This is a genomic window from Nonomuraea sp. NPDC004354, assembly GCF_053602555.1.
Genome location: NZ_JBSGDV010000002.1, coordinates 402,547 through 427,503 on the forward strand (window position 1 = coordinate 402,547; position 24,957 = coordinate 427,503).

At 70.8% G+C, this 24,957-nt stretch carries 22 protein-coding genes, 1 tRNA gene and 1 pseudogene; 13 read left to right on the forward strand and 11 right to left on the reverse strand.

Annotated elements, in window-relative coordinates; translation table 11 throughout:
• Positions 1–90: 90 nt before the first annotated feature.
• From ACWENQ_RS07565 to ACWENQ_RS07600, 8 genes are all read left to right on the forward strand, one after another.
• On the forward strand, positions 91–1,209 hold the full coding sequence (locus tag ACWENQ_RS07565) for a PP2C family protein-serine/threonine phosphatase (protein WP_452413182.1): 1,119 nt from the start codon (positions 91–93) through the stop codon (positions 1,207–1,209).
• 5 nt (positions 1,210–1,214) lie between these two features.
• Positions 1,215–1,832, forward strand: coding sequence for a class I SAM-dependent methyltransferase (locus ACWENQ_RS07570; RefSeq protein WP_452413183.1), 618 nt, complete (start codon positions 1,215–1,217; stop codon positions 1,830–1,832).
• Positions 1,833–1,913: 81 nt separating this feature from the next.
• A complete protein-coding gene (locus ACWENQ_RS07575) occupies positions 1,914–3,989 on the forward strand; it encodes a prolyl oligopeptidase family serine peptidase (protein WP_452413184.1) in 2,076 nt (691 codons plus the stop codon).
• A 102-nt stretch (positions 3,990–4,091) separates the two neighbouring features.
• The gene (locus ACWENQ_RS07580) at positions 4,092–4,592 is read left to right on the forward strand and encodes a hypothetical protein (RefSeq protein ID WP_449916097.1); all 501 of its coding nucleotides are present in this window, start codon (positions 4,092–4,094) and stop codon (positions 4,590–4,592) included.
• A complete protein-coding gene (locus tag ACWENQ_RS07585; RefSeq protein WP_452413185.1) occupies positions 4,592–5,860 on the forward strand; it encodes a hypothetical protein in 1,269 nt (422 codons plus the stop codon). The genes ACWENQ_RS07580 and ACWENQ_RS07585 overlap by 1 nt, the downstream gene beginning before the upstream one ends.
• Complete coding sequence (locus tag ACWENQ_RS07590; RefSeq protein WP_449916102.1) at positions 5,857–7,083, forward strand: VWA domain-containing protein; 1,227 nt, start codon at positions 5,857–5,859, stop codon at positions 7,081–7,083. Before ACWENQ_RS07585 ends, ACWENQ_RS07590 begins: the two co-directional genes overlap by 4 nt.
• A 9-nt stretch (positions 7,084–7,092) precedes the next feature.
• Positions 7,093–8,202, forward strand: coding sequence for an ATP-binding protein (locus tag ACWENQ_RS07595; RefSeq protein WP_449916104.1), 1,110 nt, complete (start codon positions 7,093–7,095; stop codon positions 8,200–8,202).
• The gene (locus ACWENQ_RS07600) at positions 8,199–10,898 is read left to right on the forward strand and encodes a DUF5682 family protein (RefSeq protein WP_452413186.1); all 2,700 of its coding nucleotides are present in this window, start codon (positions 8,199–8,201) and stop codon (positions 10,896–10,898) included. The genes ACWENQ_RS07595 and ACWENQ_RS07600 overlap by 4 nt, the downstream gene beginning before the upstream one ends.
• A gap of 50 nt (positions 10,899–10,948) precedes the next feature.
• Here ACWENQ_RS07600 and ACWENQ_RS07605 read toward each other — a convergent pair whose 3' ends face one another.
• Together ACWENQ_RS07605 and pdxR are read right to left on the reverse strand one after the other, a co-directional pair.
• The gene (locus tag ACWENQ_RS07605; protein WP_354916796.1) at positions 10,949–12,160 is read right to left on the reverse strand and encodes an MFS transporter; all 1,212 of its coding nucleotides are present in this window, start codon (positions 12,158–12,160) and stop codon (positions 10,949–10,951) included.
• Positions 12,157–13,530, reverse strand: coding sequence for a MocR-like pyridoxine biosynthesis transcription factor PdxR (gene pdxR, locus ACWENQ_RS07610; RefSeq protein ID WP_452413187.1), 1,374 nt, complete (start codon positions 13,528–13,530; stop codon positions 12,157–12,159). The genes ACWENQ_RS07605 and pdxR overlap by 4 nt, the downstream gene beginning before the upstream one ends.
• A 68-nt stretch (positions 13,531–13,598) precedes the next feature.
• Between pdxR and ACWENQ_RS07615 the strand changes: the two are divergent.
• Positions 13,599–14,621 (forward strand): annotated as a pseudogene (locus ACWENQ_RS07615) (MFS transporter); the annotation flags it as partial.
• A 120-nt stretch (positions 14,622–14,741) separates the two neighbouring features.
• Here the strand turns inward: ACWENQ_RS07615 and ACWENQ_RS07620 are convergent.
• From ACWENQ_RS07620 to ACWENQ_RS07635, 4 genes are read right to left on the reverse strand one after another with little or no spacing between them, the layout of a single operon-like run.
• On the reverse strand, positions 14,742–16,943 hold the full coding sequence (locus tag ACWENQ_RS07620) for a heavy metal translocating P-type ATPase (RefSeq protein ID WP_449916114.1): 2,202 nt from the start codon (positions 16,941–16,943) through the stop codon (positions 14,742–14,744).
• A gap of 22 nt (positions 16,944–16,965) precedes the next feature.
• Positions 16,966–18,033, reverse strand: coding sequence for a hypothetical protein (locus ACWENQ_RS07625; protein WP_452413188.1), 1,068 nt, complete (start codon positions 18,031–18,033; stop codon positions 16,966–16,968).
• Positions 18,033–18,242, reverse strand: a complete 210-nt coding sequence (locus ACWENQ_RS07630) for a heavy-metal-associated domain-containing protein (RefSeq protein ID WP_354916806.1) — start codon at positions 18,240–18,242, stop codon at positions 18,033–18,035. Before ACWENQ_RS07630 ends, ACWENQ_RS07625 begins: the two co-directional genes overlap by 1 nt.
• Positions 18,243–18,283: 41 nt before the next feature.
• Complete coding sequence (locus ACWENQ_RS07635) at positions 18,284–18,565, reverse strand: metal-sensitive transcriptional regulator (protein ID WP_449916119.1); 282 nt, start codon at positions 18,563–18,565, stop codon at positions 18,284–18,286.
• A 374-nt stretch (positions 18,566–18,939) separates the two neighbouring features.
• Between ACWENQ_RS07635 and ACWENQ_RS07640 the strand changes: the two genes are divergently transcribed.
• The 3 genes from ACWENQ_RS07640 to ACWENQ_RS07650 all read left to right on the forward strand — a co-directional run bounded on the left by ACWENQ_RS07640 (position 18,940) and on the right by ACWENQ_RS07650 (position 20,317).
• Positions 18,940–19,059, forward strand: coding sequence for a DLW-39 family protein (locus tag ACWENQ_RS07640; RefSeq protein ID WP_240506072.1), 120 nt, complete (start codon positions 18,940–18,942; stop codon positions 19,057–19,059).
• 19 nt (positions 19,060–19,078) lie between these two features.
• A complete protein-coding gene (locus tag ACWENQ_RS07645) occupies positions 19,079–19,804 on the forward strand; it encodes an HAD-IA family hydrolase (protein WP_449916122.1) in 726 nt (241 codons plus the stop codon).
• Positions 19,805–19,885: 81 nt separating this feature from the next.
• Positions 19,886–20,317 (forward strand): hypothetical protein, encoded by a 432-nt coding sequence (locus ACWENQ_RS07650; RefSeq protein WP_452413189.1) that lies wholly within the window; start codon positions 19,886–19,888, stop codon positions 20,315–20,317.
• Between the two features lie 150 nt (positions 20,318–20,467).
• Here ACWENQ_RS07650 and ACWENQ_RS07655 read toward each other — a convergent pair whose 3' ends face one another.
• Positions 20,468–21,235, reverse strand: a complete 768-nt coding sequence (locus tag ACWENQ_RS07655) for a hypothetical protein (RefSeq protein WP_452413190.1) — start codon at positions 21,233–21,235, stop codon at positions 20,468–20,470.
• A gap of 301 nt (positions 21,236–21,536) precedes the next feature.
• Here ACWENQ_RS07655 and ACWENQ_RS07660 point away from each other — a divergent pair.
• Positions 21,537–21,609, forward strand: a tRNA-Ala gene (locus ACWENQ_RS07660).
• 90 nt (positions 21,610–21,699) lie between these two features.
• Here the strand turns inward: ACWENQ_RS07660 and ACWENQ_RS07665 are convergent.
• The 4 genes from ACWENQ_RS07665 to ACWENQ_RS07680 form a co-directional block, all read right to left on the reverse strand.
• A complete protein-coding gene (locus ACWENQ_RS07665; protein WP_452413796.1) occupies positions 21,700–22,428 on the reverse strand; it encodes a tyrosine-type recombinase/integrase in 729 nt (242 codons plus the stop codon).
• Positions 22,413–23,231, reverse strand: coding sequence for an integrase (locus ACWENQ_RS07670; protein ID WP_452413191.1), 819 nt, complete (start codon positions 23,229–23,231; stop codon positions 22,413–22,415). Before ACWENQ_RS07670 ends, ACWENQ_RS07665 begins: the two co-directional genes overlap by 16 nt.
• A 1-nt stretch (position 23,232) precedes the next feature.
• A complete protein-coding gene (locus ACWENQ_RS07675) occupies positions 23,233–24,075 on the reverse strand; it encodes a sigma-70 RNA polymerase sigma factor region 4 domain-containing protein (protein WP_354916844.1) in 843 nt (280 codons plus the stop codon).
• A 407-nt stretch (positions 24,076–24,482) separates the two neighbouring features.
• Positions 24,483–24,890 (reverse strand): ATP-binding protein, encoded by a 408-nt coding sequence (locus ACWENQ_RS07680; protein WP_452413192.1) that lies wholly within the window; start codon positions 24,888–24,890, stop codon positions 24,483–24,485.
• Between the last annotated feature and the right edge of the window lie 67 nt (positions 24,891–24,957).

Genomic DNA, 24,957 nt, shown 5'->3' on the forward strand with positions numbered 1-24,957 from the left:
TCTTTGTCGCTTGTTACAGCGGGCGCGGTGTGCCGGGAAGTCTGGTCGGCGGTTGAGTGGAGGTTGACCAGGGGTTTGTGGAGGCATGCGATGGTGAGACCAGGGGGAGAGGCCGCCGACAACCGGGCGGCACACCTGATCATGACCGCGCTGCCGTACGCCATGATGGGGATCGTGGCGGTGCTCAGCCTGCTGTCGGGACCGGAGTTCGGGTTCCTCTCCCTGCTGGCCCTCGGCCCCGCCTTCGCCAGCCTCGTGGGGACCGTCCGCCGAACCGTGGTCATCGGCGGCATCGCGCTGGTGCTCTCCCTCCTGCTGGCCGCGCACGACAACCTGGTCGGGTCGCGCCAGAGCTACCAGAGCCTGCTGGTCATCGCAGGCGTCACCGCGGCGAGCCTGGTGGCCACGGTGGGCAGGCAACGGCGCGAGCGCGAGCTGGCCAACGTGCGGTCGGTGGCCGAGGTGGCCCAGCGGGTGCTGCTGCGCCCGCTGCCGCGGCGGGTGGGGCACCTGCGGGTCGGGCTCTCGTACTCCTCGGCCGCCGCCGACGCCCGCATCGGCGGCGACCTGTACGAGGTGGCGGCGGGCCCGAAAGGCGTCAGGGTGATCCTCGGTGACGTGCAGGGCAAGGGCCTGGAGGCGGTGGAGACCGCGGCCATCGTCCTGACCGCCTTCCGCGAGGCCGCCCACGACGAGCCCGACCTGCTGGGCGTCAGCACCCGCCTGGAGAAGGCGCTCAACCGGCGGCTCGAAGGGGAGGACTTCGTCACCGCCGTCCTGCTGGAGGCCACCCCCGACGGCACGATGACGCTGCTCAACTACGGGCATCCCGCGCCGCTGATCCTGCACCCCGGCGGGCAGGTCAGCTTCGCCGAGCCGGACGAGACGGCGCCGCCGCTCGGCATGGGGGCGCTCGACGTCGAGGGTCCGCTCCCGTACCGGATCCGGTTCCGCCCGGGAGACCAGATGCTGCTCTACACCGACGGGGTGATCGAGGCGCGCGACCCCGAGGGCGGGTTCTACCCGCTGGCCGAGCGCGCCTTCCTGCTGAAGGACGACAACCCGGAGGCGGCGCTCGAGGCGCTGCGCCTCGACCTGGTCGCGCACGTCGCCGGACCGCTGCACGACGACGCGGCCATGCTGCTGCTGCGCCCGTCCGGCAGGGACCTCAAGAGCTGGGGCAGAGCCGCTGCCCCGCTCATGGGGTGATCGCCATGCGGGACCCGGACGTCGGAAAGACGATCAACCATCCGCGTGCCTACGACCTGCTCTCCTCCATCGCCTTCCTCGGGCGGCGGAGGGAGGTGTTCACGCGGATCGCGGCGCTGTCCGGCGTCCGTCCCGGCGACAGGGTGCTGGACGTCGGCTGCGGCACGGGCTACCTGACCCGCGTGCTCGCCCCGCTCGTGGATCCCGGCGGGCAGGTGACCGGTGTCGACCCCGCACCGAAGATGATCGCGTACGCCAGGGCGCGGGCGCCCGGCGCCTGCTCCTACCTGGTGGGCCGGGCCCAGGCGCTGGAGCTGCCCGACGCCTCCTTCGACGTCGTCGTCTCCAGCCTCGTCGTGCACCACGTTCCCGCCGCCTCCCGGGGCGCCGCCGTCCAGGAGATGGCCCGCGTGCTGCGGCCCGGCGGGCGGCTGCTGATCGTGGAGTTCAGCCCGCCGACCACCGGCCTGGCCGCCACGCTCGCCCGGCCGGTCACCCGGCACGCCCTCCAGCCGAGCCCCGAGGACGTGCTCGACGAGCTGATCCCGGCGGCCGGAGGCAGCGTCAAGGTCAGGGGCACCCTGCCGCCGATGCTGTATTACGTGAGCGCCGTGGTAAAATGATCTCGATGGTGAGGCCGCTTCCCGCGTGACGGGGGCGGCCATTCTGCTTTTGACGTACTTTCCCGTACCGAAGGAAGTGGAATGACCGGCACCTCACTGCCTCACCAGATCGCCCGCACCAGACGCTTCACCCTCGGCGCCCCCTCCGCCTTCACCGTGTCGCCCGACGGCGGCACCGTCTTCTTCCTGCGCACCAGGGCGGGCGACGACCCCGTCTCCTGCCTGTGGGCGCTGGACGTCGCGACCGGGAGGGAACGGCTGCTCGCCGACCCGCTCACCCTGCTGGCGGGAGAGGAGGAGCGGCTGACCGCCGAGGAGCGGATCCGCCGCGAGCGCGCCCGCCAACTGTCGTCGGGAATCGTCGGCTACGCCGCCGACCGCGCCTGCGAGCTGCTGGCCTTCGCGCTGTCGGGACGGTTGTGGACGGTCAGGACCCGCGACGGCGAGGTCCGCGAGCTGCCCGCCGCCGGGCCGGTGGCCGACCCGCGTCCCGACCCGACGGGCCGAAACGTCGCCTACGTCAGCGGGGGCGAGCTGCGGGTGGTGGCGGCCGACGGCTCGGCCGATCGCGCGATCGCGGTGCCGGAGGGCCCCGAGGTGACCTACGGGCTGGCCGATCACATCGCGGCCGAGTCCATCGGCAGGCGCCGCGGCCACTGGTGGGCGCCGGACGGCCGGTCCCTCCTGGTGGCGCGGGTGGACACCACGCCCGTCCAGCGGTGGTACGTGTCCGACCCGGCCGACCCGACCCGGCCGCCCGTCGCCATCCGCTACCCCTCCGTGGGAACCGCCAACGCCGACGTGAGCCTGTGGATCACCGACCTGGACGGCGACGGCGTCGCCGTCCGGTGGGACAGCCAGGCGTTCGAGTACCTGACGGCCGCGGGCTGGGACGCCTTCGGGCCCTACGCCGCCGTGCAGAGCCGCGACCAGCGGCACGTCCAGGTGCTCGGCGTCGACGCCGCGACGGGCGCCGTCGAGGTGCTGGCCGAGCAGCGGGACGCCGCGTGGGTCACCCTGGTCGGCGGGCTGCCCGCGCGCACCGCCTCCGGCGCGCTGCTGACCTGCGCCGATCTCGGCGACACGCGCACGCTGCTGCGGGAGGGCGACCCCGTCACGCCGGAGGGGCTGCAGCTTCACGAGGTCCTTGCCGTGGACGGCGAGACCGTCCTGTTCACCGCGTCGGACGAGCCCACCGAGACGCACCTGTGGGCCCACGACCCGGACCACGGCCTGCGGAGGATCAGCGCGGAGCCGGGCGTGCACGGCGGCGCCACGCGGGGCGGCGCCACGGTCCTCGTCTCCCACACGACCAAGGGCGCCCGCGTCACGGTGCGGCGCGAGGAGGACGAGGTCGAGATCGCCTCGCGTGCCGAGCGCCCGGTGCTCGAACCCAGGATGGAACTGCTCAGCCTCGGCCCGCGGGCCCTCAGGGCCGCCCTGTTCCTGCCGTCGTGGCACCGCGAGGAGGACGGCCCGCTGCCCGTGCTGATGGACCCGTACGGCGGGCCGGCCATGCGCAAGGTGACCGCGTCGCTGTCGTGGCTGGTGTACGTGTCGCAGTGGTTCGCCGAGCAGGGCTTCGCCGTCCTGGCGGTGGACGGCAGGGGCACGCCGGGCCGGGGTCCCGCGTGGGAGCGGGCCATCCACCTCGACCTGGCGGGGCCCGTGCTGGAGGACCAGGTGGAGGGGTTGCACGAGGCGGCGCGGCTGCGGCCCTGCCTCGACCTGACCAGGGTGGGCATCCGCGGCTGGTCGTTCGGCGGGTTCCTGGCGGCCATGGCGGTGCTGCGCCGTCCCGACGTCTTCCACGCGGCGGTGGCGGGGGCGCCGGTGACCGACCAGCGCCTGTACGACACCCACTTCCGCGAGCGCCATCTCGGCCACCCCGACGAGCATCCCGAGGCCTACGACCGCAGCTCGCCCATCAGGGAGGCGGCGTCGCTGAGCCGTCCGCTCCTGCTGGTGCACGGGCTGGCCGACGACAACGTGGTGGCGGCGCACACGCTGCGGATGTCGGCGGCGCTGCTGGCGGCGGGCCGGCCGCACGAGGTGCTTCCGCTTTCCGGCGTGAGCCATCAGGCGCTGTCCGAGAACGTCCTGCTCCACCAGCTGGAGTTCCTGCGGCGCGCGCTCGGTCTGGAAGTGCTTCCCTGAATCTAGGCTTTTTGTGGTAGCGATATCGGCCTCCCGCATGATCGAGAAGCGTGTCCGGACGTATCGGGAATGGGGTAAGTTACCGACTCACTGATCGCCCGCATGCCGACAAGGCTGGAGGTCGAGGTCGTGAACGCGGACAGTCCCGCGTGGGAAATACGTAGCGCCGTACGGGTGATCGCACCCGTACAACCGCGCAAACTGGCCAAGGTGCCCTTCGTCGAACTGGCGGACGGCCGGCTGCAGGGCGTGGTGTCGAGCGGTTCCGACATCGCGAGGGTGTACGTCTCGTCGATCGCCGCGACGACCCATGAGTTCAACTGCAGCACGAACAACAACCGCCCGTGCGGCGGCCTGTACGGAGGGCCGTGCAAGCACCTGGAAGCGCTCGTCGACGAGGCGATCGTGCAGTACGGCCTCGACCGGGTCGCCAGGTACCTGCGCGTCGAGGTCGGCGAGGGCGAGCGCCTGATCCGCAAGCTGCACGGCCAGCACGCGCCGGCTCCCGCCGCCATGGTCTTCAGCCGCTTCCTGCGCCACCTGGCCTATCTGGAAGTGCCGGAGTCCACCATGCCCGTCCCCGAGATGCATTGGTTCCGTTGATGCGACTGGACGCTCCCCCCGCGGGAGTCGAAGAGGCCCTCGAGGTCGTGACCGGGTTCGACGAGGCCCTGACGCACGGGTTCGCGCGGTCCGGAGGAGAGCGGCTGAGGGCCCTGGCGGGCGCGCTGGCCACGACGCCGGTCGGTCAGCGCGTGGCCGAGGCCACCGAGAAGATCGCCGCGGGCTCCATCGGCGAGGAGCACCTGACGGTGCTGGCGGCCGGCCGGTCCGCGCTGCTCGGCGCGGTCCACGACGCGCTCCTCGGCCAGCTCGACACCGCGCTCGGCCGGCAGCGGGCCGAGCACGTCGCCGGCGAGAGCGGCTCGAAGGCCGCCGAGAGCTGCCGGTCGTGGCTGAGCGAGCTGGCGATCACCGGCTGGCGCGGGGTCGACCACGACCTGGTCTCCGCCTCCTCGCAGGTGGTCGAGGGACTGCTGGCCGACCCCGGCTCCCGGCGCCTGGCCGTCCTGCTCGACGGGCTGGCCGCCGAGCTGAGCGCGTCGGCTCCCGTGGCGACGATGGAGCACCTGCCCGCGCGGCGCTGGGCCGACCTGTGGTCGAGGGCGCTGCTGCTGTCGCAGGGCGGCTGGCCCGAGGCCGCCGCCGAGGAGGTGTCGGGACGGCTGCTGATCCTCGGCGTCGAGGTGCAGGAGCACGGCACCGCCGTCCAGGTGCAGGTCCACGGGGTCCTGGAGACCACGGGGCAGAACCTGCTGGTCCGCACCAGCGTGGTCGTCGCCAAGGTCGACACGATCGTCGGGCTCGCGCTGTGGCCGCTGCTCGGCGGCTACCCGCTGCTGCTGAAGGCACTGGCCGAGCAGCGTGCCGTCGAGGTCAGGGGCCTGACCCTGCTGAGCGGGGGCGACCTGCTGTGGCAGGAGGACAAGGTCGCGCTGCAGGATCCGGCCGACCCCTTCGTGACAGCCAGGGTGCTGCTGCCCGAGGCGGTCGCGCCTGGCGTGGCGCCGCTGGAGCGGCACCCGGTGCGCATCGCCGAGCCCGTGCTGATCGAGGGCAAGCTCGCCGACTACGACATCGAAGGACTGACGGCCGCGGGACCGATCACCCCTGAGCTCGCCGCGAGCGCCACGGCCTGCGTCGGCCTCATGCGGTGGGACGGCGGGCGCTGGGTCCTGCAGCCGCTGGCGGTGCAGAAGGGCAAGAAGGCGCCGCACAACGCCGAGCCGGCGCTCAGCCCCAAGGCCACCAAGGCGGGCGAGGCCGTGAACGTGCTGCGGGAACGAGCGGGACGGCTGCTGCGGAAATGAGCGACGAGAACAGAAGGCAGGTGCTCTACTGGCGCCTCCTCGCGCGGCTGTTCGAGCCCGACGAGCAGCCCTCGCTCGAGTCGGCCGGCGTCGCCATCGTCGACGACCTCGGACTGCCCGCGGCGCTGCTCGATCCGTCGATCTCGATCGACAACCTGACGCAGCGCTTCCCCGACCTGCGCGACCAGCTCGACAACCTTCACGACCTCGACTCCGTCCGCAAGGCCGCCCTGGTCAGCAAGCTGCTGCTCAACGTCTTCAACACCGGCTCGGGCACGGTCACCGCGACCCAGCTCGACACGTGGAAGAAGGACGCGGCCTGCTTCCAGCAGGTGATCGGTGACGAGTCCGGGCAGCTGGGCCAGATCGAGGCCGATCTGGTCAAGCGCATGCACCTGAGGGAAGTGCTGGCCGACCCCAACCTGGCCAGGCAGCTGACCCCGAGCATGTCGCTCATCGAGCAGCTGCTGCGCGACAAGGCCAACCTGTCGGGCATCGCGCTGGCCAACGCCAAGGCGCTGATCCGCAGGTTCGTCGACGAGGTGGCCGAGGTGCTGCGCACCCAGGTCGAGAAGACCAGCGCGGGCACGATCGACCGGTCGGTGCCGCCCAAGCGCGTCTTCCGCAATCTCGACCTCGAGCGGACCATCTGGAAGAACCTCACCAACTGGAGCCCCGAGGACGAGCGGCTGTACGTCGACCGCCTGTTCTACCGCCACACGGCCAAGCGGACGACGCCCGCGAAGATGATCGTGGTCGTCGACCAGTCGGGCTCGATGGTCGACGCGATGGTCAACTGCACCATCCTGGCCTCGATCTTCGCGGGCCTGCCGAAGGTCGACGTGCACCTGGTCGCCTACGACACCCGTGCCCTCGACCTGACGCCGTGGGTGAACGACCCCTTCGAGGTGCTGCTGCGCACGACGCTGGGCGGCGGCACCGACGGGACGGCCGCCATGGCACTGGCCAGGCCGAAGATCACCGATCCGCGCAACACCGTCATGGTGTGGATCTCGGACTTCTACGACAACCGGTCGCTGATCACCGACTTCGAGTCGATCCACCGCTCGGGTGTGAAGTTCATCCCCGTCGGCTCGGTGAACAGCTCGGGTCACGCGAGCGTGGACCCCTGGTTCCGCCAGAAGCTCAAGGACCTGGGCACTCCGGTAATTTCCGGACATATCCGCAAACTTGTGTTCGAGCTCAAGAGCTTTCTCTCCTAGGAGACCCTGTTGCTGCGCGCACCCGCTGAAACCAAGTACGCCGACGAGCTCGACTACCTGGAGTCGATCGACAAAGGCCCCAAGCCGTTCTCGTGGCGGCTCAGCCCCCGCATGGTGCGGATCTTCGTGCTCGGCTCCGAGCGCTCCGACGGGATCGAGCGCGAGATCCCGCAGAAGTGGTTCGGCGACCGCAGCTTCGTCGAACGCGCCATCGTCACCCTGGCCTCCGACCGCGGCCTGCTGCTGATCGGCGACCCCGGCACGGGCAAGAGCTGGCTGGCCGAGCTGCTCGCCGCCGCCGTCTGCCGCAACTCCACCCTGGTCGTGCAGGGTACGGCGGGCACCACCGAGGACCACATCAAGTACTCGTGGAACGTCTCCATGGTCATCGCCAAGGGCCAGTCCCGCGAGTCGATGATCCCCTCGCCGATCATGACGGCGATGGAGCAGGGCGTGATCGGCCGCTTCGAGGAGCTGACCAGGTCCACCAGCGACGTCCAGGACGCGCTCATCTCGATCCTGTCGGAGAAGTACGTCTCCATCCCCGAGCTCCCCGACGGCGACGACAACATCGTCTTCGCCCAGCCCGGCTTCTCGATCATCGCCACGGCCAACAGCCGAGACCGGGGCGTCAACGACCTGTCCTCCGCGCTGAAGCGCCGCTTCAACTTCGTCCGCATCCCCGTCGTCACCAACAAGAAGAGCGAGGCGGAGATCGTCCGCTTCCGCACGACGGAGCTGCTGCGCAGGCACCAGATCGAGCTCGACGTGCCGCCCACGCTGCTGGACATCCTGCTGCAGAGCTTCTCCGACCTGCGGGCCGCGGCCGCCTCGGCCACCAGCGACGACGAGAAGCTGGAGTCGGCGCTGTCCACGGCCGAGCAGATCGGCGTGCTCGAGGACGCCATCCTGCACAGCACCTTCTTCGGCGACACCAGGCTGCGGGCCCAGACCCTGGCCGGCTCGCTGGTCACCTCGCTGGCCCGGCGCAGCCCCGAGGACCTCGCCATCCTCAACAAGTACTGGCACGGGGTCGTCGAGCCGCGCAGCAAGAAGGAGGGCGGCGACTGGACGGAGTTCCTCGAAGGCGGCCGCCAGGCGATCGCCACGCTCTCATGAGCGGTCCCTTCGACCCGCTGCGCGAGCAGCTCGCCGCGGCGGCCCAGGAGTTCGCGGGCGTCGGCATCCTGCCCGGGATGGTCGACGACGTCGAGCGGGCGCTGGCCGAGGAGCTGGAGATCTTCCCGGTCTGCCACCACTCGCCGGCCTCCGCGCTGGCGATGGTGCGCAGGCTGAGGGAGAAGCAGCCCAAGGTCATCTACCTGGAGCTGTGCGAGGACCTGCGGCCCGTCCTCGACGAGCTGGTCAACTGCCGCCTGCCCGTGGCGTTGCAGGCCTTCGCCACCGACATCGACGGCTTCCCCGCCGAATGGGCGCCGCTGAGCGTGATCGCGCCCATCACCGAGTCGTCGGCGGAGTACCAGGCCATCGCCTACGCGCTCCAGACGCCCGGCGTGGAGATCGTCCTGGTCGACCGCTCGGTCGACCACGTCTTCCAGTGGGCGCCGCGCGAGCGCGACGGCGACCCGGCCGCGGAGAAGACGGTCGAACCGGTGGTCGACACGGTCGGCGTCGAGATCGGCGACCTGCGCCCCCGCTTCGCCGAACTCGAGGAGCACCTGCTCCACCACGGCAAGGTGCGGCACTGGTCGGAGTGGTGGGACCAGTACGTCGAGCAGCCGCTCTCCGGCGCCGACTACGACACCTACCGCCAGGTCATGGTGCTGATCGGCAGCCTGTTCCGGCGCCTGCGCCCCGACGGCAACGAGGTCGACGAGGACCGCGAGCGCTACATGTGGACCCGCATGCGCGAGCACCTGGCCGCCACCGGCGCCGACCCTGCGACCTGCCTGTACGTGTGCGGCGCCTTCCACGCCGCCAGCCCCGTGATGGGCGAGCACCTCGACATCACCCCCCGTACGGCCACGCAGTGGCTCTACGGCCTCATCCCCTCCAGCCACTCGCAGATCGAGCGGCAGTTCGCCCTGGCGCCAGGCTCGGTGTCGATCGCCTCGGCGACGTGGGAGAAGGCGGTCAAGCGCACCGGCGTCACGCCGTTCAGGCTCGGCGGCAAGCCCAGGAAGGGCAAGGCCACGCCGGCCACGCCCAGGCCCGTCAGCGACCGGCTGTCGGACTTCCTGCGGCAGCCGCCCTCCCTCGACAGTTTCGACGAGGCCGAGCTGCTCGACTGGTGCGTCGAGATCGTCCGGCTGGCCCGCCGCAACGGCTACCAGTCCAGCACCGCCGACGCCATCGCCGTGTACGAGACGTCGATCCTGCTGGCGGGCATGCGCAACAGGAAGCGGCCCACGCCGTACGACTTCCAGGACGCCGCGGTCACCTGCATCGAGAAGGACGTCGTGCCGGGCCGGCGCGACGTGCGCCGCCTGTGCGAGATCATGCTCGGCGGCGACAGGATCGGCCAGGTCGGCTACGACTCGCTGCCGCCGCTGGCCCGCGACGTGCTCGACCGCCTCGCCCCGCTCGGGCTCGACCTGCAGAAGCGCACGCTGTCCAGGGCGCTGATGAACCTCGACACCGACCCCGCGCTGGTGCCGTGCTCCGACCTGCTGTGGATGCTGCGCTACCTGCTGCCCGAGGGCGCGGTGAAGCCCATCATGGGCTCGCGGGTGCTCGGCGAGCGGTCCATCCAGGAGAGCTGGGACCTGTGGCTGGGCAAGTACCAGCGGGAGCTGATCGAGCTCGGCTACGAGGGCGTGACCATCGAGCAGGTGCTGGAGCAGCGGCTGCGCGCGGCGGCGTGGGACCAGAAGGCGACCGCCGCCACGGTGCTCGCCGCGGTCGAGGACTCACTCCTGTTCCTGGGCAGCCGCAGGTTCACCGAGGAGCTGGGCGCGCGGGCGGTGGAGCTGCTGGCCGCCGAGCGGACCGTGGACGACGCCCCCGAGGTGCTGCGGCGGATCCGGCGGCTGCTGGCCTACTACCGGTCGGCGGGCCACGGGCTGCCGGCCTGGTGCGAGGCGTTCGTGACCGCGGGCTACGCCCACTACTGCACGCTGCTGCCCACGGCCTTCGTCGACGAGGAGTCGGGGGTCAGGCAGGTCGGCGCGATGCTGGGCTTCCTGTTCTCCATGGAGAGCCTCGCGCTGTCCCTGGGCTGCGACAGGGCGCAGCTGGAGCTGGCGGTGCAGCAGTCGCACCCGGAGGCGCCGCCGAAGGTGGCGCTGCTGTGGACGGCCAAGTTCCAGCTCGGCCTGCTGTCCATGGCGGACCTGCGGGCGCTCACCGCCGACCTGCTGGACAACCCGCTCGTCGTGCCGTCGGTGCCGCTCTACGTCTCCGGCTTCGTGCAGGCGCTGGAGTCGGCTCCCGCGCTGACGTCCTTCGTGGTCGAGGTGCTGTCCGGCGCGTTCGGGCGGCTGCCCGACGACGTGCTGATCCCGTGGCTGCCGAAGCTGATCGCCGCGCTGCGCAAGGAGGCGCCCGAGCTCGTGCCCGTGCTGGTGCGCGAGGCGGGCCGTACCTTCCCCGGCACGCTGGCCGCCGTCGACGCGTGGGTGGCGCCCTGGTCGGCCCAGGCCGCTCCGGCGGCGCCCGCGGCCGTCGCGGCAGGACCCGTCGGGGAGCTGCTGGCCGCGCACCCCGCCGCCACGGACGCTCTCGCCGCGCTGCTCGGCTGCTCGGGCGAGTGGCAGCAGGCCGGCGGGCCGCCGGTCGCCGAGGGGAACCCCGAGGTGGCGACGCTCCTGGCCGCCCACCCGCAGACCGCCGCCGCCCTGGCCGCCCTGCTCTAGGGGGGGTTGCCGCCCTGCTCTCCACGGGTGGGGCGGCTGCGGCGGTGGTGTCATCGGGCGGTGAGGCCGCGCACCCCCGGCGACAGCAGCGCGGCCAGCGCGACGGCGACGATCAGCGCCGCGCAGCCCAGCAGTGCGGGCGCGGGCCCGGTCGCGACGGCGACCGGGCCGGCCACCAGCAGCCCGATCGGCCCGAACATCAGCGAGCCGAGCGCGTCGTAGGAGCTGACCCGCGACAGCGACGCGGGCGGGATCTCCCGCTGCATCGTGGTCTGCCACAGCACCCCGAAGACGTCCATGCAGACACCCATCAGCACCGCGCCCAGCACCACCGTCCACAGCGGCGCACCCGACCCCAGCAGCAGGTACGGCAGCGCCGTAGGGATCATCAGCAGCGTCCCGAGCAGGATGGGCCGCCGGGGACGCAGCCGCATCGCGACCACGACCCCGCCGATCATGCCGACCGCCTCACCCGCCAGGACGGCCGACCACGCCGGCGGGCCACCGAGGCTCTGCTTGGCCAGCAGCGGGCCGAGCACGCCGTGCGCCCCCTGCATCGCCATCACCATCACGGAGAACTGCGCCACGACCACCCACAGCCACTGGCGGGAGATGAACTCGCGCCAGCCGTCGCGCAGGTCGGCCAGCACCGAGTGACCGGGGGTCAGCATCCGCTCCGCGGGCGGCAGGCTGATCCCCGCCACGCAGGTCGCCCCCAGCGCGAACATCACGGCGCTGGCGACCAGCGCCCACCCGCTGCCCACCAGCGTCACCACGGCTCCGCTGAGCACCAGCCCGATCACGCGCCCGGCGTTCGTGCCGAGCCCGAGCAGGGCGTTGGCGGTCTGCAGCCGCTCGGACGGCACCACGTCGGGCACGATCCCCGTCAGCGCCGGATACATCATCGCCATCGCGACGCCGCTGACCGCCGCGGCGATCACCAGGGCCGGCACGGGCGTCCAGCGGGTCAGCAACATCAGGGCCAGGGCGGCGAAGGCCGCCGCGCTGGTCGCGTCGGCGGCGAGCATCACCCTGTTCCGCGGCAACCGGTCCGCGATCACCCCGCCGACCAGCATGAACACCACCATCGGGACGGCCTCGGCGGCCAGCACGACCGACAGCGTGGTGGCGTCGGCGCCGGGCAGGCCGAGCACGCCGAAGGCGAGCGCGACGGGCGCGAAGGCGCTGCCGAGGACCGAGACGAACCTGGCCGCCAGCAGTAACGCGAAGCGGCGCTCACGCAGCAGGCCGAGATCCTTCACCGTCGCCCCCTGTCTCCGGCCGCGAACAGCCTGCGCAGTCCCTCGTCGATGTGTTCGAGTGAGATGCCACCGTAGCCGAGGACGACCCCCCGCTGCGCGGGGCCCGCGTAGTAGGTCGTCAGGTCCTCGGCCGCGACCTCGGGCGCCGCGGCCGGATCGACCTCGCCCTTCGCGCACAGGTGCAGCCCCGCCGCCGAGGGCACCAGGTCGAGCCGGGCGTCCAGGAAGGCGGCGATGCGCGCCCGCCGGGCGGCGTACTCCTTGGTGGCCTTGCGCACGTGCCTGGCCAGCAGCCCCTCGTCGATGAACCGGGCGAGCGCCGCCTGCGTGGTGGTCTCGCTGTGCCAGTCGGTCAGCTGCTTGGCGGCGCGCAGCGCGGGCTGGAGCGACGCCGGGGCGACGAGGAAGCCGAGGCGGAGCATCGGGGCCAGCGTCTTGGAGAACGAGCCGACGTAGACGACCCTGCCGCTGCGGTCCAGGCTCTGCAGCGGTTCGAGCGGCCGGTCCTCGAAGCGGAACTCGCTGTCGTAGTCGTCCTCGATCACCAGCGCGTCGCGCCGTGCCGCCCACGCCAGCAGCGCCGTACGGCGGGCCAGCGACATCGGCGTCCCGAGCGGGAACTGGTGCGACGGCGTGACGTAGACCAGCCTGGCGGCGGTGGGAACGGCCGTCACGTCCACCCCTTCGGCGTCCACGGGAACGCTCACGACGCGGGCGCCCAGGGAGCGGAACAGGCGCCGGGCGGGCGGGTAGCCGGGCTCCTCCACCGCCACGCAGTCGCCGGGCTCGATCATCACCCTGCCGATCAGGTCGAGCGCCTGCTGGGCGCCCTGCGTGACGATCACGTCGTCCGGCGCCGCCCTGACCGACCGCGAGATCCCGAAATAGCGGGCTATCGCGGTACGCAGGCCCTCGTGGCCCTCGGGCGGCAGGTACCCGGCCACCCTGACCCGCAGCTCCCTGGCGACCAGCCGCCGCCACGTCTCCAGGGGGAACAGCCGGAGGTCCGGCGTGCCGACGGTGAAGTCGAAGGCGGGCGCGGACCGTCCCGCCAGGGGCGGGATCGACCGCCACACCGCGCGCGGCCGCACGCCGCTTCCCTGCGGAGCCCTGCGCCCCGTCTCGACCCTGGCGGGGGCGCAGACGAACGTGCCCGCGCCCGCCCTGCCCACCAGGAAGCCGTCGGCCATCAGCCGCTCGTAGGCCACGGCCACGGTGTTGCGGGCCACGTCGAGGCCGCGTGCCAGCTCCCGCGTCGGCGGCAGCCGCTCGCCCTGCCTCAGCCGCCCGTCGAGAATGGCGTCGCGCACCTGACGGTAGATCTGCGCGGCCAGATCGCCTCTGCCGGAGAGGCTGACGTGGAAGTCCATCTTGGCCCCATCAGTTAGCTCGAAATTGGAGCTTACAGACGGCCAAGTCGCGCCCGTAGCCTCGCCTGGTGACGAACCCCCGCCGCCTCCTCACCCTCGCCCAGCTGTCCAACGCCATCGGCGACGGCGCCTACGTCGTCACCTCCACCCTCTACTTCAGCCGGATCGCCGGCCTGTCGCCCGCCGAGATCGGCCTCGGCCTGACCATCGGCTGGGCCGTCGGCACGGTGGCGGGCGTCCCGCTCGGACACCTGGCCGACCGGCGGGGGCCGCGCGGCGTGGCGGTGCTCCTGGCCGTGGCGACGGCGGCGGGCGTCGGCTCGTTCCTGCTGGTGCGCTCGTTCCCGCTGTTCCTGTTGGCCGTCTGCCTCTACGCGGCGGCGCAGACGGGGCTGTCGGCGGCGCAGCAGGCGCTGCTCGCGGGTCTGGTGCCGCCCGCCGGGCGCACCCACGTGCGGGCCGTCCTGCAGTCGACGCTGAACGCCGGGCTGGCCGTGGGTGCCGGGCTCGGCGGCCTCGCGCTCCACTTCGACACCACGGCGGCCTACCTGACCGTCTTCGCCGTCGACGCGGCGAGCTACCTGGTCGCGGCGGCGGTGCTCACCCGGATGCCCGCCGTACCGGCGGTGCCGCGGGTGAAGGGAGAGCCGCGCCTCGCGGTCCTGCGCGACCGGCCCTACGCGGTGGTCACCCTGCTCAACACGGTCATGCTGCTCTACCGGCCGCTGATCAGCCTGGTGCTGCCGCTGTGGATCGTCCAGCGGACCGACGCGCCCGCGTGGACCGTCTCCGCCGTGCTGGTGCTCAACACCGCGTGCGTCGTGCTGTTCCAGGTCCGCGTCGCGCGCAGGGTGCGCGACCTGGTCTCGGCCTCCCGCTCGGTACGGCTGGCCGGCCTGGTCCTGTTCGTGTCGTGCCTGGTGTTCTCGCAGGGCGACACGGTCGTGCTGCTGCTGGCCGCGGCGCTGCTGCAGGTGCTCGGCGAGATGCTGCTGGCCGCCGGCGCCTGGGAGATCGGCTTCGGCCTCGCACCCGCCCACAGGCAGGGCCAGTACCAGGGGTTCTTCGGCTCCGGCACCGCCGTCGCCAGGATGGCGGGGCCGGTCCTGCTCACCACGCTCGTCATCGGCTGGGGAACGCCCGGCTGGCTGGTGCTCGGCGGGATGTTCGCGGCGGCCGGCGCCGCGATGGCGCCGGCCGTCCGCTGGGGACTACTTGAAGCCGCGAAGGCGCAGGCTGTTGGTGACGACGAAGACGCTGGAGAACGCCATCGCGGCACCGGCGATCATCGGGTTGAGCATTCCGAGCGCCGCCAGCGGGAGAGCGGCCACGTTGTAGGCGAAGGCCCAGAACAGGTTGCCCTTGATGGTGGCGAGCGTCCGGCGTGACAGCCTGATGGCGTCGGCGGCCACCCGCAGGTCGCCTCTCACCAGGGTGAGGTCGGAGGCCTCGATCGCCGCGTCCGTGCCGGTGCCCATCGCCAGACCGAGGTCGGCCTGGGCCAGTGCGGCCGCGTCGTTGACGCCGTCGCCCACCATGGCCACCGACCGCCCCTCGGCCTGCAGCCGCTTGACGACGTCGACCTTGTCGGCCGGCAGGACGTCGGCGATGACCTCGTCGATGCCGACCTCGGCGGCGACGGTCCTGGCGACCGCCTCGTTGTCGCCGGTGAGCAGCACCGGGGTCAGGCCCAGCGCGCGCAGCTGCGCGATCGCCTCGGCGGAGGTCGGCTTGACGACGTCGGCCACCACGAGGACCGCGCGCGCCTTGCCGTCCCAGCCGACCGCCACCGCGGTACGGCCCGCCTCCTGCTCCCGCTCCACCGCCTCGGACAGCTCGGCCGGCAGGTGCTGCGACCACTCGGCCAGCAGCCTCGGCCGGCCGACCAGCACGGCGTGGCCGTCGACGATGCCCTGCACGCCCAGCCCCTCGATGTTGGCGAAGTCCTCCACCGTGGCCTGCGACCGGGCCGCCCTGGCCACGGCCTGCGCGATCGGGTGCTCCGAGGCGTGCTCCAGCGCGCCCGCCAGGCGCAGCACCTCCTCGCGGTCCTCGCCCTCGGCCACGTGGACGGCGGTCAGCGTCATCCTGCCCTCGGTGACCGTGCCGGTCTTGTCCAGGACGACCGTGTCGATCTTCCTGGTCGACTCCAGCACCTCCGGCCCCTTGATCAGGATGCCGAGCTGCGCGCCCCTGCCCGTGCCGACCAGCAGCGCCGTCGGCGTGGCCAGACCCAGCGCGCACGGGCAGGCGATGATCAGCACCGCGACCGCGGCGGTGAAGGCCGCGCCCGCGCCGCCGCCGGTGCCCAGCCAGAAGCCGAGCGTGCCGACCGCCAGCGCGATCACGATGGGGACGAAGATGCCCGAGATCCGGTCGGCCAGCCGCTGGACCTCCGCCTTGCCGGTCTGCGCGTCCTCGACCAGCTTGGCCATCTGGGCCAGCTGGGTGTCGGCGCCGACCCTCTCGGCCCTGACGACCAGCCGGCCGCCCGCGTTGACCGTCGCGCCGACGACCCGGTCACCGGGACGCACCTCCACCGGGACGGACTCGCCGGTCAGCATCGAGGCGTCGACCGCGCTCGAGCCCTCCTCGATCACGCCGTCCGTGGCGATCTTCTCGCCCGGCCGCACGACGAACCGGTCGCCGACCTTGAGCTGGTCGGCGGGGATCCTGCGCCCGTCGACCAGCTCGACGTCCTTGGCGCCCAGCTCCAGCAGCGCCCGCAGCGCGGCGCCCGCCTTGCGCTTGGACCTGGCCTCGAAGTAGCGGCCCGCCAGGATGAACGCCGTCACCCCGGCCGCGGCCTCGAGGTAGATGTTGCCCGAGCCGTCGCTGCGCGCGATCGTGAACTCGAACGGGTGGGTCATGCCGGGGATGCCGGCCGTCCCGAAGAACAGCGCCCACAGCGACCAGGCGAAGGCGGCCAGCGTGCCGATGGACACCAGCGTGTCCATGGTCGCCGCGCCGTGCCGCAGGTTGGTCCACGCGGCCTTGTGGAACGGCCAGCCCGCGTAGACCACCACCGGCGCGGCCAGCGTCAGCGACAGCCACTGCCAGTTGGTGAACTGCAGCGGCGGCACCATCGCCATCGCGATCACCGGGACGCTGAGCACGAGCGCGGTGACCAGCCGGTTGCGCAGCGGCCTGAGCTCGTCCTCCTCCGCCTCCTCCTGGGGCCGCTCCTCGGCGCGCGGGCGGGGCAGCTCGGCGGTGTAGCCCGCCTTCTCCACCTCCGCGACCAGCAGCTGCGGGTCCAGCCCTTCGGGGACGGTGACCTTCGCCTTCTCCGTCGCGTAGTTGACCGTCGCGGTCACGCCGTCCATCTTGTTGAGCTTGCGCTCGATCCTGTTGGCACAGGAGGCGCAGGTCATGCCGCCGATCGAGAGTTCGACGGCTGTCTCGGTGGCCATCACCTTCTCCTTTCGGCTGCGTCTAGTGGCCGTGCCCGTGGGGCGCGGTGGTGGTGGGGGCGGCGGTGGGGGTGGTGGGTGTTCCGCTCGGGGCGGCCGCGTCGGCCTTCACGGTGAACGCGGCGGTGCGGACCTTGTCCTGGTGCTTGAAGTCGAGGAACAGACGATAGTCGCCCCTGCTGGGCACCTCGGTGTAGAAGGTGAGGCTGTTCTCCTCCGGGTGCACGTGGAGGTAGGCGAGATCGCCCGCGCGCAGCGCCACCAGGTGGCCGAGCGCGCCCAGGTAGGGCTGCACGTCGGTGACCGGCTTGCCGTCCTTGGCGACCGCCAGCGTCAGCTTGGTGGTCTGTCCCGGCACCACGTCTCCGGTGAGCGTCACGGTGTATCCGTCGACCTCGGCGGTACGGCTGACCGCGGGAAGCTGCTTCGGCGCGAAGTCGCCGCCGGCGAACAGGTCGACGCCGAGCGTCATCGCGCTCCCGCCCGCGGGCAGGATGTCGGCGTAGGCGCGGTAGACGCCCGCCTCGGGCAGGTTCAGCTTGACCGTCCACACGCCGTCGGCGCCCTCCTCGGGGTGGAGGTGCTGGAAGCTGTTCAGGTCGCGGGAGACGACGATGAAGTGGACCTTCTTCTCGTGCTGGACCTCGAAGCCGGTCACCGGCTTGCCGTCGGGGCCCGTGACGGTGAAGCTGAAGTCGGCAGGCTTGCCCGGCTCCAGCGTGGTGGTCGCGGGCGTGAGCGTGTAGCCGTTCTCGGACACTTGGAGCCCCCCGGGGATGTCCTCGGGCGCCGTGTCCTTCCCGGCGCTCTCGGTGTGACCAGCTTCTTCTGTGTGACCAGCTTCTTCTGTGTGGCCTGCGGCTTCGTCGTGGCCCGCGGCCTCGGTGGTGCCGGCGGCCTCGGCGTGGCCTTCCGTCGCGGCGTGACCGGTGGTCCCGGTGCTCGCCCCGGTGTGGCCTGCGGTCTCGGCGTGGGCGCTCGCCTGGGGCGGCGCGTCCACCTGGCCGACCGCGCTGCCCACGCCCAGGGCCGCGCCGAAGACGACGGCGAGGCCCAGAGCGTAGGCGCCCAGCTTGGCGGGAGTGTTCATCACTGATGGGCCACTTCGTATCCGGCCGCCTCGACGGCGGCGACGATCTGGTCCTTGTCGAGGGGGGCGGCGCTCTCCACGGTCAGCAGGCCCGTCGACAGGTCCACCTCGACACCGGTCACGCCCTGGACCTCGCCGACCTCCTCCTTCACGGAGCTCACGCAGTGGCCGCAGGTCATTCCCTTGACGGTGTAGGTGGCGGTGCTCATCTGATATCTCCCTGTCGATGTGCTTCGTGTGGTGAACTCGGTTACGAACGGACGAGCCGGGCGATGGCGTCGGAGGCTTCCTTGACCTTCGCCTGCGCCTCCGGGCCGCCCTTCAGGGTGGCCTCGGCGACACAATGGGCGAGGTGCTCTTCCAGGAGGGAGAGGGCGAAGGACTGGAGCGCGCTCGTGGTGGCCGACACCTGGGTGAGGATGTCGATGCAGTACTTGTCGTCCTCGACCATCCGCTGCAGGCCCCTGGCCTGGCCTTCGATCCGGCGCAGGCGCCGGAGGTGGTCGTCCTTGTTGCCGGTGTATCCAGCCATGGTTCTCGCCTCCCCTGTTCACTCAGCATAACACCGTACCCCCCTAGGGTATTCCGCGAGGCTGGATTTTCTGGCGTCGAGGTGGACGTGCGCGGCTTCGGTTTCGGTTTGCGTGTGAGGCTCCTGCGCTCGGTGAGGCGTGTCCCTGGACCCTCCTCACGTACCCCAGCCAGGTATGCAAGAGGTGTCCATAATGGGACGCGCCGCGGATCCGCGTCGCCGTTGGCGCCGTCGTATCGGAAGATTGGGTAGAACTGGATAGGTCCGCACCCGGGGGAGCAGAGCCAAGCCTTGCTAGGCTGCTGTGCAACCGTTGCAACCGGGCGTTGTCTCACCCCGGCAAGGTGAGACCGTCGAAGAAGTGGGGTCACACCGTGAAGAAGCTGCTCGTTCTGGCGCTGCTCGCCCTCGGGGGGCTGCTCATCTGGCGTAAGGTGCAGGCCGACCGGGCCGAGCTCGATCTCTGGACCGAGGCGACCGGCAGCGAGAACTGACGATCGTGGCGACGAGGGTATGACCGAGTCCGGCCCCATCACGCTGGTCTGTCTCGACCTCGCCGGCACCACGATCGGCGACATCGCCACGGTCGAACGAGCATTCGCCGAGGCGATCGCCACCCAGGGCATCGTCCCAGGGACCGGTGCGTACGCACGGGCCATGGTCCACGTGCACCGGTCCCGCGGTTGCCCCAAGATCGATGTCTTCCGCGGGATCTTCCCTGGCAACGAGGCCCAGGCGCAGGCCGCCAACCTGACGTTCGAGCGTTCTTACGAGGGCGCCATCGAGCGGGCAGGTCTCCTTCCCGTGCCCGGAGTCGTGGAGGCGCTCGACAAGATCCGCGGCTCGGGCCTCCGGACCGCGCTGATCACCGGCTTCAGCCGTACCACCCTGAGCAGGGTGCTGAGCGTGCTCGGCTGGCACGACAAGATCGATCTCGCCATCAGCCCCGAAGACGCGGGCCGCGGCAGGCCCTGGCCCGACATGGTGCTCCACGCGGTGCTCCGGCTGGGCGTCGAGGACGTACGCCACGTCGCCGTCGTCGGCGACTCCGAGAACGACATGCTGGCCGGACGGCGCGCCGGCGCCTCGGTGGTCGCCGGGCTCATGACGGGCGTCCACAGCCGCGACCGCCTGCTCAAAGGCGGCGCGACCCACATCCTCCACTCGCTGGCGGAGTTCCCCGAACTACTCCTCGGCGGCGAGTACGACCCGCCCGCGGTGGCCGTCGCGCAGACCTGACGTTAGTCACTCTCCGTCATCGGGTATGTCGCGTCACGTGATCATGCATGATCACGACGGATACACCTGTGAGAGGTACCCATGCGTCTTGCGCACGCACTTGTCGTGCTGGCCGCCAGCAGTGCCAGCCTGTTCGCCGTCCCGGCCCACGCCGCCCCGCTGCCCACCTACGGGTGCTTCGACATCCAGAAGAGGGACGGGGCCGCCGCCGTAATGGCGGTGTACTGCGAGTCCATGAACGGAGCACCCACCTTCGGGGAGATCACGACCGCGTTCAGGATCGTCCCGAACGACAGCCAGGAGAACGTCACCTACGTGTGCAGGATCCCGGCGGGCCGAAGGGTGTCGGGGTACGCGGGCGGCTACCCGGGGGCGATCCTCGGGTTCTCCTGCAGGGAGCGGGAGAGCCTCCCGGCCGACCAGCGGACCACCCAGCTCGAGCAGCCGCAGCCGCAGCCGCTACCGCTGCAGCCGGCTCTGGTGCTCGACCCGATCAGGGTGTTCCTCCGGTAGCCCTTTCGCCTCGTGGCGGACGGCCGGGGCCACTGACCCCCGGCCGTCTCGGTCCCGCATCCGTTCGGCCCCCGGACCAGGGCGACCACACGGGTCCGGCGGCCGTCCTCTACGCGACCTCGGCCGCGCGTCCGGCAGCCCAGCAGCCCGCTACGCGACCTCGGCCGCAGGCGCCGTCCAGGTGTTGCACGCGCCAGGATCCCCGGTGGCGAAACCGCGCCCGACCCACAGGCGAACGTTGGCGGTCTTGCCGTACAGCCTCCGATGCCCGGGGGCGTCACCCTGCACGATCGACAGGAGATACTTCCAGTCGCGCGAGGACCTTCCCTCAAGGGGCCAGACGCTCTTGACGAACGCGCCCGACAAGCAGGCGGCCTGCAGGTTGTAGCGGCGCACCCGCTCGGCGCGCTCGGTCTGGCTGTCGTAGAAGACCTGGCCGTCCACGCTGTAGACGATGTCGACGAGCCGCTGCACGTGGTGGGCGTAGATCGTGGCCGTGCTGTGCAGAAGCCACAGGTCGGACGGATCGTCGAGCCAGGACCGGCCGAGCTTGAAGACAACCGCGCGGGCGTCGTGGCAGTAGACACTGTCGGAGTCCCACTTGGGGTTGATGTCGCAGTAGCCGCTGCTGACGAACTTGAGGCGGGCACCCTCGAACCGCACGCCGTTCTCCGACAGGTACTGCTCCCAGGTGGCCTCGAGGCACTGCATGACCCCGCCGATGTACCGCTTGGCCGCCGCACGGTCGTCGCGCGCGACCGGCTGCTCCTCGCACGTCGACTTGGGCAGCTTGCCCATCCTGTAGAGCCCGTTCTCGGTGAGAACCTTCTGCTTGACGGGATACGCCTCCGCCGTCGCGGTCCCGCTCAGCCCCAGGGCCGTGACGCAGGACAAGGCGGCGATCAGACGAAGCTTCATGATCGGGAGACTAGAACACATGAGCTACGGCGGTCGATCCACGCCCCCTCGACTGTGCGCTCTGACCGGCCTCCCCTGAGGTCCACCACTAGATGAGGCGCCCCCGGCCGCCGCCGACGAGCCCCCGGCAGACCATCGCCCACGCAAGGATTTCGGAGCGGTCAGCGGACCACTGCCCCCAGCCGGGCCAGGAACGACGCGCGGCAACCGAGTGGCGAGAAAGCCCATGGTGTTGGTACGGTGTACAGCCGGGGCAAGTTTGACCATGCAGACGTTTCCGCAGGTCAACAGGCCCTTTTGAGGGGCCTTAGCTCAGTTGGCAGAGCGCCTGCTTTGCAAGCAGGATGTCAGGAGTTCGAATCTCCTAGGCTCCACCTCTCTTCACCTGTGAAAAAGCCCAGGTCAGACATGATCATCTGCCCTGGGCTTCTATGTGTCTGGGAGGAATTTGGGAGGCGTGCCCGTCACGTGCCCGATGGCTTCTTGAGTGCTCCTCGGGCGAGGTGATCGAGCTTGCGTGCCACCTCGCGTTGCCGTTCGTCGGTGGAGTGCTGGTAGATCATCGCGGCGCGTGTGCTGGAGTGACCCATGCGGGTCATCAGCTCGCGGATCGAGGCGCCGGCGTTGGCGGCGAGGTTGTTGCCGGTGTGCCGGAGGTCGTGAAAGTGGATCTTCGGTAGGCCCGTGTCTTCGAGTGCGGTGGGCCAGACCCGGCGGTTGAAGTTGCTGTTGCGAATCGGGGCGTCGTCGGGTCCGACGAACACCAGTCCTTCGTCACCCTCCTGGGCGAAGTCCTTCAGGATCAGCTCGGGGATTACGACCGTTCGTTTGCCTGCTGCGGACTTGGGGCCGGTGAACACGAGCCCTTTGCCGGTGATCTGTATGAGCTGGCGTTCCACACGGATGGTTCCGGCGTCGAGGTCGAGGTCTCTTCGTTGAAGGCCGGCCAGCTCGCCCCATCGCAGGCTCGCGAAAGTACCGAGCAGCACCAGGGCGCGGTATCGCTGCTCGATGACCTCGATGAGCTTGTAGACCTGGGGGACCGAGATGACCCGGCGCTCGGCGGACTTCTCCTGTCCCGCGCCCTTGATGCGGCATGGGTTGCGTTTGATCAGCTGGTCATCGACGGCGGTGGTGAAGATGGCCTTGAGGAGCCGGTACGCCTTGGCCGCGGTGCTTAGGCGAACAGCCAGTGGGCTGCGGTGGCGTCATCGAAGATCTTGCCGCGCTTCCACCGGGCAGCGTCCAGGTCGGATCGTTCGGCCGCGCGGACCTGGCGGATGAGTTCTTCAGGGCCGTGGTGTTCGAGAAGGTCAAGGCACTGTCGCCAGGTGGACAGGTGGAAGCGGTCGACAAGCCGCGATGCCCCGTCGCTGAGAACGGCTGCGGCGCGGATCTGGTCGACGGGCGCGGAGCCGGTCAGTGCCTGCTCGGCTGCATGCGGGTTGGTGGCGGCGACCCAGAAGCCCCCGTCGATGTTGCGATGTGCGCGCATGGCGCTCATATAGGCGCTGAGTGCGTCAGCATGCTCCGAAGTCCCGCCGAGCGTTGCGTTCATCGGCGCGCGGTACTGCCTGCCGACCATGGATTCCCGCTCATCGCAGATCACCATCGGCTCGGCGCCGATGACGTCGAGGACGAGAACCGAGTCGGCCAGGATCAACCAGTTCAGGGTGTCCCCGGTACGGCGCAGCATCACCACGGTCGCCGAAGGGGTGCCAGGGTGGTCGAGGTCGCACGTATCGTGCTGCGCGGCGGTTTCCTTGATCCCGCTGGCCAGGATCTCGGTCAGCGGACCCGTGTTCTGCGTGATCCCCGCGACCAGGGTGGAGCCGAGCGTGTGGGAGAACCAGGCCACGCCGTGCGAGCACCCGGACTCCAGATCGGCCGGGGTGCCGGCCCCGTCCAGAAGGACTATGGCGTTCGGTGTGGCGCCGATGAAGTCCTCGTTGGGACGGTCGGGGTAGGCGGATTCGGTCGCGAGGGTCAGGCGCACGTCAGTCATCCTCGTGTCGGTAGAGAGGGCTGGCCAGGGCGGTGCGGACGGGCTCGTCTGTCTCGGGGTCGTACTCGACGCTGACGACGGTGGAGAACCGCTTGTCGCCTACCTGACCCCAGAAGGTCGCGATCTCGGACGTCAGCAGGTCGACGACGCCGAGCGAGCCGTTGGTCCTGATGCCGGCGATCGCGAGGAAGGTCCCGTTGCCGTCGGGGCGGGGCAGCCGGCCGAAGTACGCCGAGTCGGTGGGCTGCTCGGGGTCGAGCTGGGTGCCGGTGCGGTAGGCGGCGCCGGTTCTCGTGTCCCGGAGCAGCCAGCCGAGTTCGTCGCGCTCCCAGCGAATGACGGGGTCGGTGTCGTAGGCCGCGTGCATCGCCTCGGACATGCGGGGGCCACAGACGACGATCAGGTTCGGCCGGTTGAGGTCGATGACGCCGTCAATGGTGACCTTGTCGGTCTCGACCGCCAGCCCGAAGGACTTGGCCAGTTCCTCCAGGCGCTGACCCGAGCGCATGTCGTCGAGGGCCAGGACGGGACGCTTCTTCTCCGGGTCGAGCCGGAGCGGAGTGACCACGGTGACCGTACCGGTGCCCAGGAACGCGCCCTCGGGGGCGGGGCCTGTGTGCTTGATCTGATGAATCCGCCCCCGGGACAGCCCGGCTTGCTGCGCGATCTGAGCATAGGAGATGCCCTGCGCATGCAGTTCCTGGATCACGCGGCGCCGTAGCCGCGCCAACTCGGTGACCTCCTGCTGCGCCGCGCTCAGTCGCTCGGTGGCCTGGCGGATCAGCAGGTACGGGTCGTCGATCGCGGCGATCCGCTCAAGGTCACTCGGTGGCACGGTGGTTCCCTTTCCGTGGTGCTCCGCCGAGTCTAGGGCCCTAGACGAAATGCCGTCTATCCCCCTGGACAAGACGGATTTGAGCGTTTCGCCGGTAATTCGACTTACTGCGCGGATTGCTGACCGTCGTTTGGGGACGCCACGCGTCAACGCGCTCGCCCGGTCAAAGAGGGATATCCGCAGCCTGTGGGCTTCCACCCAGATGACTCGCCCAGTCTCGGCCGGGCGCTCGCCTCGGACCGCCCTATGGAGGTAGTAGAGACCGCCCGACCTGCGCAGTTCGTAGACGACCTTGCGACAGTCACAGGTCCACTCGACGACGCGGACCCGTCCGTCCTTGCGAGGTTCTTCCCAGTCAATCTTCTCGTGGTCCGGCCATAGCGGCGCCGGATGTGGAGCGAAGCACATCAGGACCGCGCGAAGGCGAAGCGTGATGCCTCCAGGACGGCCCAGACTGTACGGCCGTGGTCGTCGCCGGCCACACCCCACTTCACGGACAGGCCCGAGACTAGTGCCAGTCCCCGCCCTCCCATCTCTGTCGGGGACAGCGGGAGCAGCCGCGGAGTGCGAGGGCCACCCTCATCCTGTACGGACAGACCGAGGGTGGAGTCGACGATTTCGAGGGAGACGACGAAGCGGCCACCGGGGCGGCCGCTGTTGGTGTGCCGTACGGCGTTGGTCGCCAGCTCGCTCACGACGAGGATCGCGTCATCCAGGTTCGGCCAGGTCGGGAGGAAGGCGGCGACGAAGCGGCGAGCTTCGAGCACTGAGATGGCGGAGCCGAAGAACATGCGCGATACGCGCCAGGAAGGCATGGACGTCTCCGATGTCTAGGGGGCTATACATCCATGCGATCAGCGTATGAGCAGCAGTGGAACAGAC